Source organism: Marinobacter sp. C7 (assembly GCF_022343555.1).
In the GTDB taxonomy this organism is placed as follows: Bacteria; Pseudomonadota; Gammaproteobacteria; order Pseudomonadales; family Oleiphilaceae; genus Marinobacter.
This window is the reverse complement of record NZ_JAKQZH010000001.1, coordinates 1,792,219-1,808,501: the sequence shown is the minus strand read 5'-3', so window position 1 is coordinate 1,808,501 and position 16,283 is coordinate 1,792,219. Positions and strand designations below refer to the sequence as shown.

Below are 16,283 nucleotides of genomic sequence, written 5' to 3'. Positions count from 1 at the left end.
TCAATTCGGTGCGCCACTACCGCGGATATCCGGTGATATCACGAATTTTGCGATAGATCGGCTTCAACCTGGGATACATTTCCAGGTACACCTCGGAATACAACCTGTTATAGAGAACATGGGTGTCGGGGTCGGGGTAAAAGCACCTGCCAACGCGGGTCATGGCGCTGACGGCCGATTCAAAGTCCGGATGCAGGCCGAGGCCGACGGCTGCGTCAATGGCTGCACCCAGCCCCGAAGTTTCAAAAGTATGCGGACGTTCGGCGGGCAAACCGAAGATATCCGCGGTCAGCTGCATGGCAGCATCGCTCTGGGAGCCACCACCGGCGACGCGAAGTTTACGAATGGGTACACCGCTGCGTTTTTCTATTCGTTCCTTTCCCTCCCGCAAGGCATAGGCCAGACCCTCGAGAATGGCCCGGTAGATATGGGCCCGGGTGTGAACATCGCCAAAACCGAGGATCGCCCCCTTGGCTTCAGGCCCCGGCTCACGGACCCCGGGCGACCAGTAGGGTTGCAGCATGAGTCCCATGGAACCGGGAGGCACCGTTCGCACCAGTTCGTCAAACAGGGTTTCCGGTTCAATGCCTTGCTGTTCGGCAATTTTCTGCTCCCTGAGACCAAACTCCCGCTTGAACCAGCTCACCATCCAGAATCCCCGGTAGATCATGACCTCGGTGGAATAGTGCCGGGGCAGGGCGGCTGGATAAGGGGGCATCAGCCGTATCGGTTCTATGTACCGCGGGCTGGTGGTATTGATGGTCGCCGTCGTGCCGTAACTCATACAGCCTATGTCAGGGCTGAGGCCGCCAGATCCCAATACCTCGCAGGCTTTGTCAGACGCGGCTGCAATGACGGGAAGCCCCTCGGGCACACCCAGATGTCGGGCAGCTTCCGGGAGCAGGTCGCCGATGCGATCGCCGGGTGCCACCAGATCCGGCAGCTGCTCAGGGGTGACCGGCATGGTTTGCCACTTGAAATCATGTTTGCCGGCCCAGCTGTGTTTCTTGTAGTCGAACGGCAAGTACCCGACCTGGCTGCCGGTCGAGTCGCGATATTGGCCCGTCAGGCGGAAATTGAGGTAGCCGGAGAGCAGCAGGAATTTGTGGGTTTTTGCCCAGATCTCAGGCTGGTTCTGTTCGATCCAGTTGGCCTGGGTTTTCTCGCGAAAGCGGGCAATGGTGTCTTCCAGGCGTGCGAGCCTGAACAGCCAGCCCCAAAGGCCTGGTACCGGCCCTTCGACTCGGGCGTGGCGCTGATCCAGCCAGATAATCGCCGGGCGTAAGGGGTTGCCGTCACGATCAAGATTGATGACGGTGCCCCGTTGGGTTGTCACTGTGACACCAGCTATCTGGTCCGGGCGGGCATCCGTACTTTGCCAAAGTTTGTCGCAGGCTACTCCCAGACTCTCCCAGAAGTAATCCGGGTGCTGCTCTGCCCAGCCGGGCCGGTCTGAGAAATAGGGTTCAATTTCCTGTTTGCCCTTGCCAACCAGATTGCCCCGGGCGTCAAAAAGCAGTGCACGAACGCTCTGGGTGCCGTTATCGATAGCGAGAATCAGGGGTGAGTCGTTCATGTCAGGCTTCACCGGTTGGCAGACTGTAGGCTTGCTGATGCAGCTTGAGATAGCGCCTTTCTTCCTGCTCCCATTGTGGGTCGGACCAACCAAGCAGCGGCTGGCACCGGCGCCGGAGCTCCGGCAGCAAAGCTGAGGCGGCCTCCGGCAACACCAGACCCAGACGAGTCCGGCGAAGCAGCAGGTCGTCAAGGTGTCTCACCTGTTCGTGCCGGCAGGTCCAGGCAAGCTCTGCCCAAAGCACACCGGTATGGGCAATGGGCGCGAGATCGGCTTCTTCAACGACGCCGGCGACATCGGGCCCATACCAGCCCTGCAGGCGCCGCCAGGTCAGATGTGGTACGCCAACGGGTCGGGGTGTGGGTGAGGCCGGTGTGAACACCGGGCGCGAGTCCGGACGCAAGAGGTGCCTCCGACCCTCGCCAAGACCCAGCTCGAGTGCTTCGCGGGCAATGCGCCGGAAGGTCGTCAGCTTGCCGCCGGCAATGCTCACCAGTCCATTATCCGCGCGCAAGACGTGTTCCCGGCTTTCCTTGGATGCGGCTTTGCCGGATCCATCGGTCACAACAGGGCGCACGCCGGCCCACGTTGACAGGATGTTGTTCCGGTCCAATCGGGAGGAGGGGAAGACCCGACCTGCGAAGGTCAACAGGTATTGCACTTCTTCCGGGGTAATGGCGGGCTCGGAGTCAAGGTCCTCATGATGATCGAGATCGGTGGTGCCCAGTACTGTGGTTCCCGCCCAGGGAAAGGCAAACACCGGTCTGCCGTCGTCCGGGTGCAGGAGCGAGACAGCGCAGGACACCGGTAACCGGCTCCAGGGCACCACCAGATGGCTTCCGCGCAGGGGGCGGATGCAAAGGGGGTTGGAGCCGGGTGCCTGTTGCTGGAGAGTTGCAGCCCAGGCGCCCGTGGCATTGATAACCAGCGGTGTTCTGACAGTCACACGGTGGCCGTCTCCGGTATCGATCAGCTCAACTCCGCTGACGCGGCCCTCGTTGCGGAGGACGGTTTTTGCCACGGTGTAATTCAGGCAGACCGCGCCATCCCGACGGGCTTCCTCCAGGACGCGAAGGACCAATCGGGCATCATCGGTAACGCCATCCATAAACAGGCTGGCAGCGTTCAAGCCTTCAGGCGTAAGGCCTGGCACCCATTGAAGTGCTTCGCGCCGGTTCAGGTAGCGTCGGGTGCGGACGCCTGCAATGCAGTCATAGACACCCAGCAATAGTTGAAACAGGCGCGGACCGGGGAAGGATCTGCGGAAATGGGGCATCGCAAAGGGGAGCGGTTCAATCAACCCCGGCGCCTCACGCATCAGGCGCTGTCGTTCCGTTACCGATTCCCGAGTGAGCCGGATATTGCCGTTACCAAGGTAGCGGAGGCCGCCGTGGACCATTTTGGACGACCGGCTGGAGGTGCCCCAGGCAAAGTCCTTCTGTTCCACCAGCAGAGTCCGGAGACCGCTTCCTGCAGCTTCCCGGGCAACGCCGGCTCCGGTGATCCCGCCACCGACGACAACCACATCGAACTCGGGGTTGGCCGAGTCCAGGTCCGTAAGTCTTGCCTTTCTGGCCATCGTTCACTCCACCAGTGTTCCGGGGTTGAGCAGGGCGTCAGGGTCAAACTGGTGACACAGGCCCCGGATAGCCTCCATGCCCAGTTTGCCCTTCTCAACCTGAAGGTAGGGCGCGTGGTCTTTGCCGACGCCATGCTGATGGCTGATGGTTCCGCCGTTGTTGACGATCAGTTCCGAAGTCGAATGCTTCAGTCTCTGCCAGCGGGCGAGCGTCTCTTGATAGGTGTTGGCGGCCCGGAATACGTAGGTGGTGTAGATGCTGCAGCCCTGGCCGTAAAAGTGTGACAGGTGGGTGAACACGTGAGTTCGTTCCTGCTCCTGCGAGAGCCCCTCGCGAAGATTGGACTCCATCAGACACATCAGATTGTCCACGTTTGACCAGTCAGTAGCGGTTTCCAGAGTGTCCACCGCGTAACCCAGCTGCCAGAGGGCCTCGCGCAGATAAGGCATGGTAAAGCGCTTCTCCGCCCATTTTTCGCCCATGCGGGTACCGGTGTAGACACCGCCAAACTCCTTGCAAACGGCTTTGGCCTGGGTCTTGACTGCCTTGCACTGGGATCTGGTGCCAGTAACCCCGAACGTCATCATGCATTTACCACCATCTGCACCACGGAGGGCCAGAAACCTTTCGAGAAGCCGGATCAGCGCCGGGTGGCCCGCCAGGGCCAGTTGTGTTTCTGTTTCCACCGGGTTGCTCAGGCGCAGCATCGACAGCTGGGTTCGTTGCTGGACCAGTTTCCGGCAGGCGGTGCGGGCGCTGTCCCAGTCCGGGAAAAACACCACATGAAAGCTTTCGTGCTCCGGCAGTTCACTGACCCGGACCTTGACGTCGGTAATGATGCCCAGGCGGCCTTCCGAACCGAGGATCATCTCCCGGATGTCCGGGCCGGCACTGGAGGCCGGAAGCGTCGGTATCTCCAGGGTGCCCTGGAGGGTCTCAATCCGGCCTCCGGCAAACATCTGCTCGATGCGCCCGTAACGCAGGGATTGCTGGCCGCTGGAGCGGGAAGCTACCCAGCCACCGATGGTGGAGAGTTCAAAGGACTGGGGGAAGTGGCCGAGGGTATAACCGTGGGCACGAAGCTGGGATTCCACCAGCGGACCGGGGGTGCCGGCACCAAAGGTTGCAATCTGGCTCTCCCGGTCAAGATCGGTCAGTTGGTTCATGTTCGCGAGGCTTACGGTCAGAACCGGCGTTTCGCTCCCGGCCGGATTGATGTGGCCGGCGACGCTGGTGCCGCCCCCATAGGGGATAAGATGAACGTTATGCTTGCGGGCATATGAGAGCAGGGCCTGGACATCTTCGCTGGTACTGGGCAGGGCAACGCCGTCCGGAAAGTCGCCGACATCGCCGCTGCGCAGGGCGAGCCAGTCCGGAAGACTCTGGCCGCGGGCATGCCGGACACGGGTTTCCTGATCAAGGTCTATCAGAGAGGCAGTTTCCTCATCCCGGGGAAGACGGGATTCCGGCACGCGGGCGCACACATCCTCAAGCTTTGCATCATCCAGGGCTCTGCCCGGTCCGATTTTTCCGTCCAGAAAGGCATGCCCCTCTCTGGGCAGGTCAAGTGAAAACTGTTCGTCGCCCCAGCCGTTCCAGCGTCTCATGGTATTGCTCCGTCTGTATCCTTTGTCGGGTTGGCATTCTAGCGTTTGTGGTGCACCCGTCATTGTCGGGTGGCGACATCCCGGCTGTCATTTGCCGCCATCCCTGGTGCAGGGGAATCATGGACGGAGGGACTGGTCCAGGCGCTTATTGAGTTCCTGCCAGCGCGAGAGCTTCTCGGATTCGCCAAGCCTGGTTCGCCTGCCGCCGGATTTGTTCAGCCAGAGGCCCTCGCCATTGAAGCTATAAACCGGTTCAAGATCAGTGCGTTCCGAGGCAGGCTTGATGTCATTTATGAGGTTATCAAGGATCAATGGGTCGGCATCCGGCTCGGGGTACCAGGCCAGAACCATATGAGCCTGGTTCAGCTCCAGGGCTTTTACATAAACCACGCGAAGCTGATCGTCCGGCACCCCCATGGATTTGAGGGTCAGGTACTTCGCGATGGAAAAATCCTCGCAATCACCGGCGTTTGTCGTGAGCAGTTCGATCGGGGTCGCCCAGTAATCCTCTTCGCCCCAATGCTGGATATCACTGACAAAATTGACCCTGTTGAAGAATGAGTTGACCAGCCGGAGCTGACGGTCAACCGGGGCATTGGCCGCGAGATCGTTCAGCCGCTGCCAGTCTACCAGGCGTTGATGGGCTTCCTGGCCGAAATCCTGAAGTACGTAGTTCATCAGGCGGTCGCTCAGCTCCAGTGCGCCGGCCAATGAGACTGCAAGCACCAGGGGCACCCAAGCGGAGCGGCGGGACAGTCCTGGCGCTGCCGAGGTCATGGCCGGGCCTAGTTGTTGTTCCGGAGGCGTTCCCGGAGCTGTTCGAGACGCCGACGGATTTCCTCACGCCGTTGCTGGTCGGCGCTCGGGGTGGAAGGCGAAGTGGTGGTCTGGCTTGATTCAGAGGTCCGGGTCCCGGCTTGCTGTTGCTGGTCGTCGGCAGTAAAGGACATGCCGGCGCGATTGGCCTCTTCCGGGAAGTAAAGATTCTCAAGTTTGCCGGAGCGCTCGATAATCACCCGGTTGGGAAATACCGAGCGCAATCTGGCATTGCCGGGCAGTTCGTCTCCCACCAGATAGACTTCGGTCTTGCTTTTGTCGTCCTCGATCAGCGCGCTGCCGGGAAATTCGCCGCTGGCCGCAAGCACACCACGAAGATAGAGTCTGAGGTTGGTCTCGGGCAGGTTTTCGGTATCGAGTTCGGCGGGTGCGCTATCGGCATCAGGGGAACCAAACAGGGTAAGGGCTGCCAAATCTATCTCGGGAACTTCGCGGGTATCCGGCAGCGACTGCTGTGCCACCTCGCCGGTTGCGGATAAGGCAGGCCCGGTCTCTGTTTGCCAGAACCGGTAGCCCTGCCAGGTGGTTACGGCCAGCATGGCAGCTCCGGCAGCCATTGCGAGAACCGAGGGGAGCCGAGGGTGAATTAACAGCATCGATCATCCTGAGTGCTTGGTGGGCCATTGGAAGGCCCACAGGTTATCAGACTGCAACGTTTTAGTGGCAGTATAGTGTATAGAGTTATTCAGCGGGTCCATATCCTGTGGTAGCCTTTCTGAATTAGTTGAATCAAAAAGGGTTTCCGGGCCAGCCTGGTCTTGGATCCTGACAAGAAGAATGCCTGACGAAAACGAGGACGACCTTGACCACCGAGACAGAAGTTCAGCCGCAGGATGCTCCGCTGGGACGTCTTCCGTTTACCTTTGCCAAGCGCAATGGGGTGATCCTGACGCGTTCGGAAGACGGTGAGCCGATCATTCTTGTACGCCCCGGTGCGTCCCATTCGGCCGTTGCGGAGGCCAACCGCTTGAGCGGTGGCCAGGCAAGGTTTTCCTCGATTGATCCGGACCGGTTCGATCAGGCGCTGAATGCGGCCTACCAGAGCGATTCCGCCGAAGCCATGCAGATGGTTGAAGGCATCGGCGACGACATGGACCTGGCCTCCCTCGCCGATTCGGTGCCGGAAACAGAGGATCTGCTCGAGCAGGAAGACGATGCGCCGATAATCCGTCTGATCAATGCCATCCTGACCGAAGCCGTCAAGACCAATGCTTCGGACGTTCACATCGAAACCTATGAGAAGCAGCTCATCGTGCGCTTCAGGATCGATGGCGTGCTCAGGGAGGTGGTGCAGCCCAAACGGGCCCTGGCGCCGTTGCTGGTATCGCGGATCAAGGTCATGGCCAAGCTCGACATCGCCGAGAAACGGATTCCGCAGGACGGACGGATCGCTCTTCGTGTGGCCGGGCGGGAAGTGGATATCCGGGTTTCCACCATGCCTTCCTCCAGTGGCGAGCGGGTGGTGCTGCGTTTGCTGGATAAGCAGGCAGGTTCGATCCGTCTTGAATCGCTCGGAATGGCGGGGCGTGATCTCAAGGTCCTTCGCAAACTGATTTATCGCCCCTACGGCATTCTGCTGGTAACCGGTCCGACGGGGTCCGGTAAATCCACCACACTTTATGCATCTCTACAGGAGATCAACGACCGCAGCCGGAATATCCTCACGGTCGAGGATCCCATTGAGTACAACCTCCCGGGCATTGGTCAGACACAGGTCAATACCAAGGTTGATATGACTTTCGCCCGCGGATTGCGGGCAATCCTGCGGCAGGACCCGGATGTCGTCATGATCGGTGAGATCCGGGACCTGGAGACCGCCGAGATTGCGGTGCAGGCCAGTCTGACCGGTCACCTGGTGCTTTCAACCCTGCACACGAACACGGCAGTGGGGGCGATCACCCGTTTGATGGACATGGGGATCGAGCCCTTCCTGATCTCGTCCAGCCTGGTCGGCATCGTGGCCCAACGCCTGGTCCGGGTCCTGTGCCGCGAATGCCGGGAGGCCTATACCCCGAGCGAGGAGCATTGCGAGTTCCTCCAGCAGGATCCGGCCAATCCGCCGACCATTTATCGCGCCAAAGGGTGTGAACACTGCAACCAACTGGGGTACCGGGGGCGTATCGGTATCTACGAGGTGGTGGAGATCAACGAGGAAATCAGTTCGTTGATCCACAAACGGGCCGGCGAGCTGGAACTGGAGAAAGAGGCGCGCCGGGACGGCCCGAGTATTCACGCCGACGGGGTTCAGAAAATTCTCGATGGCGTCACCACGGTGGAAGAGGTTCTCCGTGTGACCCACCGGAGCCAGTAAGCCATGCCAGCATACGAGTACAAGGCTCTGGATGCGCGAGGCAAGCAGAAGCAGGGCGTGCTTGAAGCCGATGCGCCCCGGGCTGTGCGACAACAGCTCCGTGAAAAGGGGCTGACGCCGCTGGCGGTAGAACCTGCGGTGGAGAAACAGCGACGGGCGAGTCCGCTCAGTGGCCGGGGATCTCTGACAGCCTCGGATCTTGCGCTGGTCACCCGGCAGCTTGCGACCCTGATCCAGTCAGGTATACCGGTTGAGCAGGCGTTGAGTGCCGCAGCCCAGCAATCGGCGAGGCCACGGATCCGGAGCATGCTCATTGCAATTCGTGCCAAGGTGATGGAGGGCTACAGCCTTGCGGACAGTCTGGGCGAGTTTCCGAAAGCGTTCCCAAGGCTGTATCGATCCACGGTGGCCGCCGGAGAGCATGCCGGACACCTGGACCTGGTGCTGAACCGTCTGGCCGATTACACCGAGAACAGGCAGGAAGCGCGGCAGAAGATCCAGCTGGCGGCGATCTATCCGATCATCCTCAGCTTTGTGGCCATTGCTATCGTGGTGTTCCTGTTGACTTACGTGGTTCCCGACATCATCGAAGTGTTCCTGAAACAAGGCCAGGAATTGCCTGCGCTGACCATGGCGATGCTCGCCATGTCGGAATTTCTGGGCAGTTATGGTGTCTATATCCTGATTCTCCTGGTGCTGGCCCTGGTCGGTTTTCGTGTGGCCTTGCGTAAGCCCGATTTCCGCAAGCGATTCCATAAGCGGTTGCTTCACCTGCCACTGGTTTCCGGCATGGTCCGGGGGGTGAACACTGCCCGTTATGCCAGCACCCTGAGCATTTTGACGACTAGTGGCGTCCCACTGGTCGAGGCCATGAGGATAGCCGGTGAGGTTCTGTCCAACGATTACCTGCGAGAGCGGCTGCGGGATGCTGCCCGCAAGGTAAGCGAGGGAGGTGCGCTGCACCGTTCGCTGGAACAGACCGGGTATTTTCCGCCCATGATGCTGCACATGATTGCCAGCGGTGAGGCGAGCGGTGAACTTGATAGTATGCTTGAGCGAACCGCCCGAATGCAGGAGAACACCCTGCAGTCAAAGATCGCAGCTATTGTTGGCCTGTTTGAGCCAATGATGCTGCTGGTGATGGGAGTGGTGGTACTGATCATTGTACTGGCGATCATGCTGCCGATCCTGAACATGAGCAACCTGGTTGGGTGATATCCAGGCCCGAGGTCCGGGAGTACTTTTCCGGGAACGGAATCCATATCAACGACGAGTGAGAAAATGACGAGCAAGACTATGTACAAAGTGTCCAGACAGCGTGGTTTTACCCTGATCGAGATCATGGTGGTCATGGTGATCTTGGGCCTGCTGGTAGCAATTGTGGCTCCCAACATCATGGGCCGGAGTGACCAGGCCAAGGTCACCATCGCCGAGACCCAGCTGAAGAACATCCAGAGCGCCCTGGATCTGTATCGGTTGGACAACAGCCATTACCCGTCCACCCAACAGGGGCTGGAAGCCCTGGTGTCCAGGCCGAGCGGTAGCCCGGAGCCGAAGAACTGGAACCCTGACGGCTACCTCAAGAGCGTGCCTGAGGATCCTTGGGGCAATCAGTTCCAGTACGTGAGCCCTGGTACCGAGGGGCCCTACGATCTCTACTCCTATGGTGCTGACGGTCAGGAAGGCGGTGACGGCGATGCCGCCGATATCAGTGTCTGGAAGACCGAGGGCTGATCGGCAGTGCATTACAGGGCAACGCACAGCGGTTTCACGCTGATAGAGATTCTCGTTGTCCTGATCGTGGTGGGACTGCTGGCCTCCCTGGCTGTGTTTACCCTGGGTGGCAGTTCGCAACAGCGGGAACTTGAAAACGAAGTTCGGGAGCTTTACTTGCTGATGCAGACGGCATCGGAACAGGCTGTTCTCAATAATCTGGAGATGGGTGTCAGGCTGGAGGACGATGGCTACCAGTTTGTGGCGTTCCAGGACCGTAATGCCGAATGGAAGGCATCGGGAGAGCGGATTTTCCAGCCAAGGAGTTTCCCGGACTGGCTGGTTGCGACCGAATACATTGAAAACGATGCGCCCAGGCTGGCGTCCGAGGAGGACCGCCAGCTGCCGGATATCGTTTTTTTCTCCAGCGGGGAAACCACCCCTTTCCAGATTGAGTTCACCCCAGGCAGCAACACCGATTACATGCACGTACTGGAGTCTGACGGGGTGACCGGTATTCACTGGCGCAAACCCGGTTCAGAGGATGAATCCTGATGGATCGGTCGCGTGGATTCACCCTGATTGAGGTCCTGGTCGCGCTGCTGGTTTTTGGTCTGATTGCAACCGCGGCAGCGGAAGTCGGCAGCCAGTATATCTCCAGTTTCGAGCGGATCCGGGATAAGACTCTGGCCGGCTGGATTGCCGATAATCGCATCAACACCATCCGGCTGGAGGAGGAGCTTCCCGGCATTTCCGAGAACTCCACCGATACCGATTACGGTCCTTTCAGATGGCGCGTCACGACAGCTGTAAAGGCGACAGCCGAGCCGACGATGCGTCGGATCGAAGTGTCTGTGGCCAAGTATACCGATGAACGCAGCAATCCATTGCCGCTGCACACACTTTCCGCCTTCGTGGGGGAGAAGTGATGCGTCAGTCCGGCTTCACCCTCATGGAAGTTCTCATTGCAGTGACCATTACGGCGGTGATTGGTCTCGGTGTCTGGCAGGTTATCAACGGCGTCGTCAATTCCAGGGACCGGGTGAACCAGTTGGCCGAAGAGTTTGACCGTATCCAGCGCACCATGCTTCTTCTGGAGCGGGATATTACCCAAGTGGTGAATCGTCCTGCCCGGGATGTATATGGGGACTTCCAGCCCGCGCTGACCAGCCGGGAGGAAGGTTATGCCCTTTTGCTCACCCGGCAGGGCTGGCGTAACCCACTGGGCCTCCGGCGCAGCGGATTACAGCGGGCCGGCTGGGAATACACCGGTACCGAACTGTTTCGCCGTTACTGGCCAACGGTTGACCAGGGCCAGGAAGACAACAGTGAGAATGTACTGCTGCTTGAGGACATCAATGCCTTTGAGGTGCGTTTCATGAATGGCGATCGCGCCTGGCAGGAAGATTGGCCATCCGATGATGATCTCGCTGGCCTGACGCCGGGCGAGCGCCCGGAATTTCCTTTGCCCCTGGGCATTGAGATTACCCTGGAGCACGAACGGTTTGGCGAACTGGTTCGCACCTTTGCATTGCCGGACTTTGACCCCGCTGAGGCGCAGGGGCTCGTCAATCAGGCTAATGAGGCAGCCACGCAAACGGACGAGGAAGAGGAGGGCGAGCAGCAGCCCGGGCAGCCAGGAGAACAGCAACCAGGCCAGGAAAGTCCTCTCCAGCAGAGCGGGACCTCAGGATGAGGACGCTGTCTGCCAGTCAACCCCTGCAGCATCAGGAAGGTGTTGCTCTTGTTATGGTGCTGCTGGCCATGGCGCTGGTGGTCATGCTGGCTTCGGGGATGACCCAACAACTGAATATCCGGGTCTTCCAGGCCGGGCATTACCTGGCCCAGCAACAGGGCCAGAGCATTGCTCTGGGCGCCGAGGCCTTTGCCCGGCGCATCCTGGTCCGGGATTTCGAGGAAGACAAGGACGACGGCTCGATGGTTGATAGCCTCGACGAGTTCTGGGCGATGAACGCTGCGATCCTCCCCCTTGACGATGGCAACAGTGTGGTTGAGGTCCAGATCGATGACCTGGGCGGCCGTTTCAACCTGAACGATCTGGTTACACCGTCCGGGCAAGTGGATACCCTGGCCAAGGACCGGTTTACCCGACTCCTCATGGCTCTGGGCATCACCAGCATCACCGCGGATGCGCTGATTGACTGGATCGACAGTAACGATCAGACAATCAGTGCCTATGGCGCCGAAGATGGCCAGTATCTGATGGCCGATCCCGGTTATCGCGCCGGCAACCAGCCGTTTGTTGATGTGACAGAGTTGAGGCTGATCGAAGGCATGACCGAGGAAATCTACCAGGCCCTCAGGCCCCATGTCGCGGCCTTACCCGTCAGTGGCGCCGGCATCAATGTCAACACGGCAACGGGACCGGTATTGCAGTCGCTTCATGAGGAATTGTCCGAGGCGTCGATTGCCTCCGTACTGGAAAAACGGGAAGAGGAAGCCTTCAGCAACCTTCAGGATTTCCTCGCCTTGCCGGAGTTTGCCGGCCTGGGGCTCAAGACCGCGGGTCTGACGCTGCAAACCCGTTTTTTTGAAGTTGTTTCCAGGATTACCTACGATAATCGTGTCGTTAACATGGTCAGCACCGTCTTCCGTAACGGGGAGGGTGAGGTCCGGACGGTTCACAGGGATACCGGACAGAAAAACCGAATTACCAAAGAGCCCTATACCATTTCAGAAGGATAGCCATGTCTTATCGCCTTTTTGTCCGGCCGGTCCCGCCGTTTGCGGATATCGATGAGAATCCCGATGCCCAGCTATTCAACTGGGTGCTTCAGGATGCCTCCGGCGATGCCCAGGCCCGGGGCACCGGGGATAACCGGGGAATCATCGAACAGACGCTCGCCCAGAACGCCCTGGAAAACGTGCTGCTGGTTGGCCTGATACCTGGTGAGGATGCCCTTTTCTGCGTGGCCGATATTCCGGCAAAGCAACACCGCTTCATCCTTCAGGCGTTGCCCTATGCTGTAGAGGAACAGATTGCCCAGGACATTGACTCTGTTCACCTTGCGCTTGGCAAACATTCCGAGGACGGCTATCGCGTGGCGGCCATCGATCGGGAGCGCATGGCGAACTGGCTGACCCTGTTCTCGGGGTGGGAAAATGCCCGCCTTGACGCCATTTACCCCGATGCTTCTCTTTTGCCAACCACCGACGGCGGCTGGAGCATCTGCCTGGATGGCGAGGTCGCAATGCTGGTAAGCGACCGGGGCGAATGGTTGAGTATGCAGGCGGCCAACCTGGGTATGTTCGCACACACCCTGGCTGTGCCACCGACCGAGGAAGTTATGGCCGAGGTCCCGGTTACCCTGTATGGCACACCGGATGCGCTTGAGTATCACCAGTCGGTGATCGCGGACCTCAAGGCCCCGGGACGGCTTTCGGTTCGGCAGGAAGAACTGGATCTGATGCCACTGGAACTGCTGACCCATGCCCATCACCATCACCGTTGCCAGCCGATCAATCTCTGCCAGGGTGCGTTCTCGATCAAGGCCGATAAGGACAGTGCCTTCAAACCCTGGAAACCGCTGATTGCCGTGGCCTCACTCTGGTTTGTGATTCAGGTGGCGCTGGAAGCCGGAATGGGCTTTTATTACCAGGGGCAGGCGGAGGAACTGGAACAACAGGCGATGGCCATTTATCGGGAAGTCTTTCCGGATGACCGCCGCACCCATGCCGGCAATGTCCGGCGGGTTCTCGAGGGACAGTTACGGGTTGCCGGTTCCCGGGGCCCGGAACTCGATTTCATTGCACTGATGAAGTACACCGGCCAGCAATATTCCCAGTTGCCGTCGTCCGGTTCGGTGACCTTCAATTCGGTAAATTACAGTCGGGACCGAGGCGAACTGGTGGTGGATATTCGCGCCGACAGTTACGACCGGTTGAGCGCCCTGCGAAACGGTCTGTCCGGTCAGGGGCTTGAAGCCCAGATCGGTTCGGTGGTCAACGAATCCGGCGGCGCCCGTGGCCGTCTGACGGTATCCGGAGGGTAACGGAATGCTGGAACGTCTGAAGGAACAAGCCGCCGTCGGTAAGCTCATTGCGCAGTATGACCAGTTGCCCCGTCGTGATCAGCAGGCTTTGACTGCACTGGGGATTGCCGTACTGGTTGGAATCCTCTATTTCGCGGTGTGGCAGCCGGTGACCGGATTCCATGATCGTGCTGCCAGTGCGCGGGATAATGCGGCTGAATTGCTCAGCTGGATGCAGGCAAACGAACCGGTAATCCAGGGGCTGGCTGGAGCGTCCTCGTCAAGTGCCGCTGCAACCGCGGACAAACCGGCCGATGGCCGGGCCCTCATGGCGTTGGTGACCAGCTCCGCGCGCGAGGCAGGCCTGGCCCTGCAGCGCTTTGAGCCCAGTGGTGACGACGCAATCCGTGTCTGGCTGGACGGCGTACCCTATGCCGACGTTGCCTCCTGGCTTGAGCGGCTCAATACAGAGAATGGTGTGGTTATCGACCAGGCTGCCATGGACCGGGGCAACGACCCGGGCAAAGTTTCAGTTCGTTTGACACTGACAATCTGAGAAAGGGGAAGACGATGACCGACGGCAAAGACAACAAGAACAATCCTGAGCCGGTAATTGTGCGTCTGGACGACACCGCCCGGAATGAAGCGCAATCCATTCTCTATCATGCCTACCGGAATGAGCCGACATTCGAGTACCTGTTTGATCACCGTCGGCCGGGCTACGATCAGCGTGTCCGGGCCACGGTAAGAGAGTTGATCGATCTGTACTTTGAGTATAATCAGGACGCTATTGGCGTAATGGTGGATAATACCCTGGTCGCGGTGGCGTTCGTTGGGGAGCCTGAATTACGGATGAACCTGGCCGAGCAATTCAGCTGGAGAATCCGCATGGTTCTGACCACGGGCTTTGCCTCCACCCGTCGTTATCTCGATTACCATGAGAAAATCCGAAATATGCTGCCCCAGCCTCAGGCGCACCAGCTGCCTTTGATGGGGGTAGACCCGAAATACCAGAACCGTGGCTATGGTCGGCTGCTGCTCAGGACCGTGGAGCGGATATGTGGCGAGAATCCCCGTGGCAGCGGTCTGGTGCTGGATACCGGCAACAGCCGGTATCTGCCTTTTTACGAATCCGAAGGGTTCAGGAGCCTGGGCAAGATTCGCCTGGGGGACTATGAGGACCATGTGTTGTTCCGGGAACTGAAACCGGAAAACCAGACCGCTGCCTCGGGACCCGGTTGAAGTCATCTTTATCAACAGGAGAAACTGTGTCCGACAGTCTGGATTATGATCTGATCGTTATTGGTGCGGGTTCCGGCGGTGTTCGCCTTGCCCGTATGTCCGCCCAGCGAGGGGCGAGAGTTGCAGTTGTGGAATCCCGATACCTCGGCGGAACCTGTGTCAACGTCGGCTGTGTTCCCAAGAAGCTGTTTGTCTACGGTGCCCATGTTCACGAGGACCTGGAAGACGCAGCGGGTTACGGCTGGAATGTACCTCTCGATAATGTCAGTTTTGACTGGTCCACCCTTGTGGCGAACAAGAACGCCGAGATCGAACGTCTCAACGGTATCTACGGACGACTCCTTGAAAACGCCGGAGTGACCATCATCGAGGGCACTGCAACCCTTCAGGATGCCAATACGGTCCTGGTTGGCGGTACATCCTACACAACCAGACATATCACCGTGGCCACCGGCAGCTGGCCCGTTGTTCCTGATGTGCCCGGCAAAGAGCACATCCTGACTTCAAACGAGATGTTCTACCTGCCGCAGCTGCCGAAACACGCGGTGGTCTGGGGAGGCGGCTACATAGCCGTGGAGTTTGCCGGAATACTGGCCGGTCTGGGTGTAGAGACCACTTTGCTCTACCGGGGGGAATTGTTCCTGCGCGGTTTCGATGACGACATTCGTCATTTTACCGAGCAGGAGATGCGCAAGAAAGGCATCGACCTGCGCTTCGGGACCACCATCGAGGCTGTTGAGCCCAACGACACCCACCACCATGTCAGGCTCAGTACCGGGGAAACCCTGGAGACCGGTCTGGTTATGGCAGCAACGGGGCGCCGGGCTCTCGTTGACGGTCTTGGTCTTACCGATCTGGGCGTTGAGCTGAGTGCCTCGGGGCACGTTGTGGTCGATGACGCTTTCCAGACGGCTGTTCCCTCAATTACCGCACTTGGCGATGTCATCGGTACGCCTCAGCTGACGCCAGTGGCTCTCGCGCAGGCCATGGTACTGTCCCGACGCCTGTTCGGTGACGGGGAGGGTGAGATGGACTACTCCGCCATTCCAACGGCGGTATTCTGTCAGCCAAATATCGGAACGGTCGGTCTGACCGAGTCCGAGGCACGGGAAAAAGGCCACAAGCTCAGGATCTACCGGTCCGAGTTCAGGCCGATGAAATACACCCTGAGTGGCCGCGACGAGCGATGTCTCATGAAACTGGTCGTCGACGATGAGTCAGATAGGGTAATTGGCGCCCACATGGTGGGACCGGATGCCGGTGAGATCATTCAGGGCCTGGCCGTTGCGATCAAGGCGGGAGCAACCAAGGCCGAGTTTGATTCCACTCTGGGGATTCATCCGACCTCGGCCGAGGAATTTGTCACCATGAGGGAGCCTGTCGCCTGACAGTGTTGTGAGCCAGCCCGGGTCGCCCGATGGCTGG

General features: G+C 59.3%; 16 protein-coding genes. 11 read left to right on the top strand and 5 right to left on the bottom strand.

Going from position 1 to position 16,283, the window contains the following annotated elements:
• Positions 1-16: 16 nt before the first annotated feature.
• From MD273_RS08340 to MD273_RS08320, 5 genes are all read right to left on the bottom strand, one after another.
• The gene (locus MD273_RS08340; RefSeq protein WP_239037281.1) at positions 17-1,576 is read right to left on the bottom strand and encodes an FGGY-family carbohydrate kinase; all 1,560 of its coding nucleotides are present in this window, start codon (positions 1,574-1,576) and stop codon (positions 17-19) included.
• Between the two features lies 1 nt (position 1,577).
• Positions 1,578-3,155 (bottom strand): glycerol-3-phosphate dehydrogenase/oxidase, encoded by a 1,578-nt coding sequence (locus MD273_RS08335; RefSeq protein WP_239037280.1) that lies wholly within the window; start codon positions 3,153-3,155, stop codon positions 1,578-1,580.
• Between the two features lie 3 nt (positions 3,156-3,158).
• On the bottom strand, positions 3,159-4,763 hold the full coding sequence (locus MD273_RS08330; protein WP_239037279.1) for an FAD-binding oxidoreductase: 1,605 nt from the start codon (positions 4,761-4,763) through the stop codon (positions 3,159-3,161).
• A 117-nt stretch (positions 4,764-4,880) separates the two neighbouring features.
• Positions 4,881-5,540, bottom strand: a complete 660-nt coding sequence (locus tag MD273_RS08325; protein WP_239037278.1) for a transglutaminase-like cysteine peptidase — start codon at positions 5,538-5,540, stop codon at positions 4,881-4,883.
• Between the two features lie 8 nt (positions 5,541-5,548).
• The gene (locus MD273_RS08320; protein WP_285229123.1) at positions 5,549-6,157 is read right to left on the bottom strand and encodes a type II secretion system protein N; all 609 of its coding nucleotides are present in this window, start codon (positions 6,155-6,157) and stop codon (positions 5,549-5,551) included.
• Between the two features lie 245 nt (positions 6,158-6,402).
• On the opposite strand from MD273_RS08320, the gene gspE reads away from it, so the two are divergent.
• The 11 genes from gspE to gorA all read left to right on the top strand — a co-directional run bounded on the left by gspE (position 6,403) and on the right by gorA (position 16,246).
• Positions 6,403-7,911, top strand: a complete 1,509-nt coding sequence (gspE, locus tag MD273_RS08315; protein ID WP_239037276.1) for a type II secretion system ATPase GspE — start codon at positions 6,403-6,405, stop codon at positions 7,909-7,911.
• Positions 7,912-7,914: 3 nt separating this feature from the next.
• On the top strand, positions 7,915-9,126 hold the full coding sequence (gene gspF, locus MD273_RS08310) for a type II secretion system inner membrane protein GspF (protein WP_239037275.1): 1,212 nt from the start codon (positions 7,915-7,917) through the stop codon (positions 9,124-9,126).
• 66 nt (positions 9,127-9,192) lie between these two features.
• Positions 9,193-9,645 carry a type II secretion system major pseudopilin GspG gene (gene gspG / locus MD273_RS08305; protein WP_239037274.1) on the top strand — a complete coding sequence of 151 codons (453 nt, stop codon included), beginning with the start codon at positions 9,193-9,195 and terminating at the stop codon, positions 9,643-9,645.
• A 6-nt stretch (positions 9,646-9,651) separates the two neighbouring features.
• On the top strand, positions 9,652-10,179 hold the full coding sequence (gene gspH, locus MD273_RS08300) for a type II secretion system minor pseudopilin GspH (protein ID WP_239037273.1): 528 nt from the start codon (positions 9,652-9,654) through the stop codon (positions 10,177-10,179).
• Positions 10,179-10,553, top strand: coding sequence for a type II secretion system minor pseudopilin GspI (gene gspI, locus MD273_RS08295; protein ID WP_239037272.1), 375 nt, complete (start codon positions 10,179-10,181; stop codon positions 10,551-10,553). The genes gspH and gspI overlap by 1 nt, the downstream gene beginning before the upstream one ends.
• The gene (gene gspJ / locus MD273_RS08290; RefSeq protein ID WP_239037271.1) at positions 10,553-11,320 is read left to right on the top strand and encodes a type II secretion system minor pseudopilin GspJ; all 768 of its coding nucleotides are present in this window, start codon (positions 10,553-10,555) and stop codon (positions 11,318-11,320) included. The genes gspI and gspJ overlap by 1 nt, the downstream gene beginning before the upstream one ends.
• On the top strand, positions 11,317-12,330 hold the full coding sequence (gene gspK, locus MD273_RS08285) for a type II secretion system minor pseudopilin GspK (RefSeq protein WP_239037270.1): 1,014 nt from the start codon (positions 11,317-11,319) through the stop codon (positions 12,328-12,330). The genes gspJ and gspK overlap by 4 nt, the downstream gene beginning before the upstream one ends.
• Before the next feature lie 2 nt (positions 12,331-12,332).
• The gene (gene gspL, locus MD273_RS08280; RefSeq protein ID WP_239037269.1) at positions 12,333-13,637 is read left to right on the top strand and encodes a type II secretion system protein GspL; all 1,305 of its coding nucleotides are present in this window, start codon (positions 12,333-12,335) and stop codon (positions 13,635-13,637) included.
• 4 nt (positions 13,638-13,641) lie between these two features.
• Positions 13,642-14,172 carry a type II secretion system protein M gene (locus MD273_RS08275; protein WP_239037268.1) on the top strand — a complete coding sequence of 177 codons (531 nt, stop codon included), beginning with the start codon at positions 13,642-13,644 and terminating at the stop codon, positions 14,170-14,172.
• Between the two features lie 14 nt (positions 14,173-14,186).
• Positions 14,187-14,858 (top strand): GNAT family N-acetyltransferase, encoded by a 672-nt coding sequence (locus tag MD273_RS08270; RefSeq protein ID WP_239037267.1) that lies wholly within the window; start codon positions 14,187-14,189, stop codon positions 14,856-14,858.
• A gap of 26 nt (positions 14,859-14,884) precedes the next feature.
• Positions 14,885-16,246, top strand: a complete 1,362-nt coding sequence (gene gorA, locus MD273_RS08265) for a glutathione-disulfide reductase (protein WP_239037266.1) — start codon at positions 14,885-14,887, stop codon at positions 16,244-16,246.
• Positions 16,247-16,283: the final 37 nt, after the last annotated feature.

Coding starts and splice junctions, on each gene's coding strand:
- MD273_RS08340 (WP_239037281.1), bottom strand. CDS start 1,576: ATGAACGACTCACCCCTGATTCTCGCTATCGATAACGGCACCCAGAGC.
- MD273_RS08335 (WP_239037280.1), bottom strand. CDS start 3,155: ATGGCCAGAAAGGCAAGACTTACGGACCTGGACTCGGCCAACCCCGAG.
- MD273_RS08330 (WP_239037279.1), bottom strand. CDS start 4,763: ATGAGACGCTGGAACGGCTGGGGCGACGAACAGTTTTCACTTGACCTG.
- MD273_RS08325 (WP_239037278.1), bottom strand. CDS start 5,540: ATGACCTCGGCAGCGCCAGGACTGTCCCGCCGCTCCGCTTGGGTGCCC.
- MD273_RS08320 (WP_285229123.1), bottom strand. CDS start 6,157: ATGGCTGCCGGAGCTGCCATGCTGGCCGTAACCACCTGGCAGGGCTAC.
- gspF (WP_239037275.1), top strand. CDS start 7,915: ATGCCAGCATACGAGTACAAGGCTCTGGATGCGCGAGGCAAGCAGAAG.
- gspG (WP_239037274.1), top strand. CDS start 9,193: ATGACGAGCAAGACTATGTACAAAGTGTCCAGACAGCGTGGTTTTACC.
- gspI (WP_239037272.1), top strand. CDS start 10,179: ATGGATCGGTCGCGTGGATTCACCCTGATTGAGGTCCTGGTCGCGCTG.
- gspJ (WP_239037271.1), top strand. CDS start 10,553: ATGCGTCAGTCCGGCTTCACCCTCATGGAAGTTCTCATTGCAGTGACC.
- gspK (WP_239037270.1), top strand. CDS start 11,317: ATGAGGACGCTGTCTGCCAGTCAACCCCTGCAGCATCAGGAAGGTGTT.
- gspL (WP_239037269.1), top strand. CDS start 12,333: ATGTCTTATCGCCTTTTTGTCCGGCCGGTCCCGCCGTTTGCGGATATC.
- MD273_RS08275 (WP_239037268.1), top strand. CDS start 13,642: ATGCTGGAACGTCTGAAGGAACAAGCCGCCGTCGGTAAGCTCATTGCG.
- MD273_RS08270 (WP_239037267.1), top strand. CDS start 14,187: ATGACCGACGGCAAAGACAACAAGAACAATCCTGAGCCGGTAATTGTG.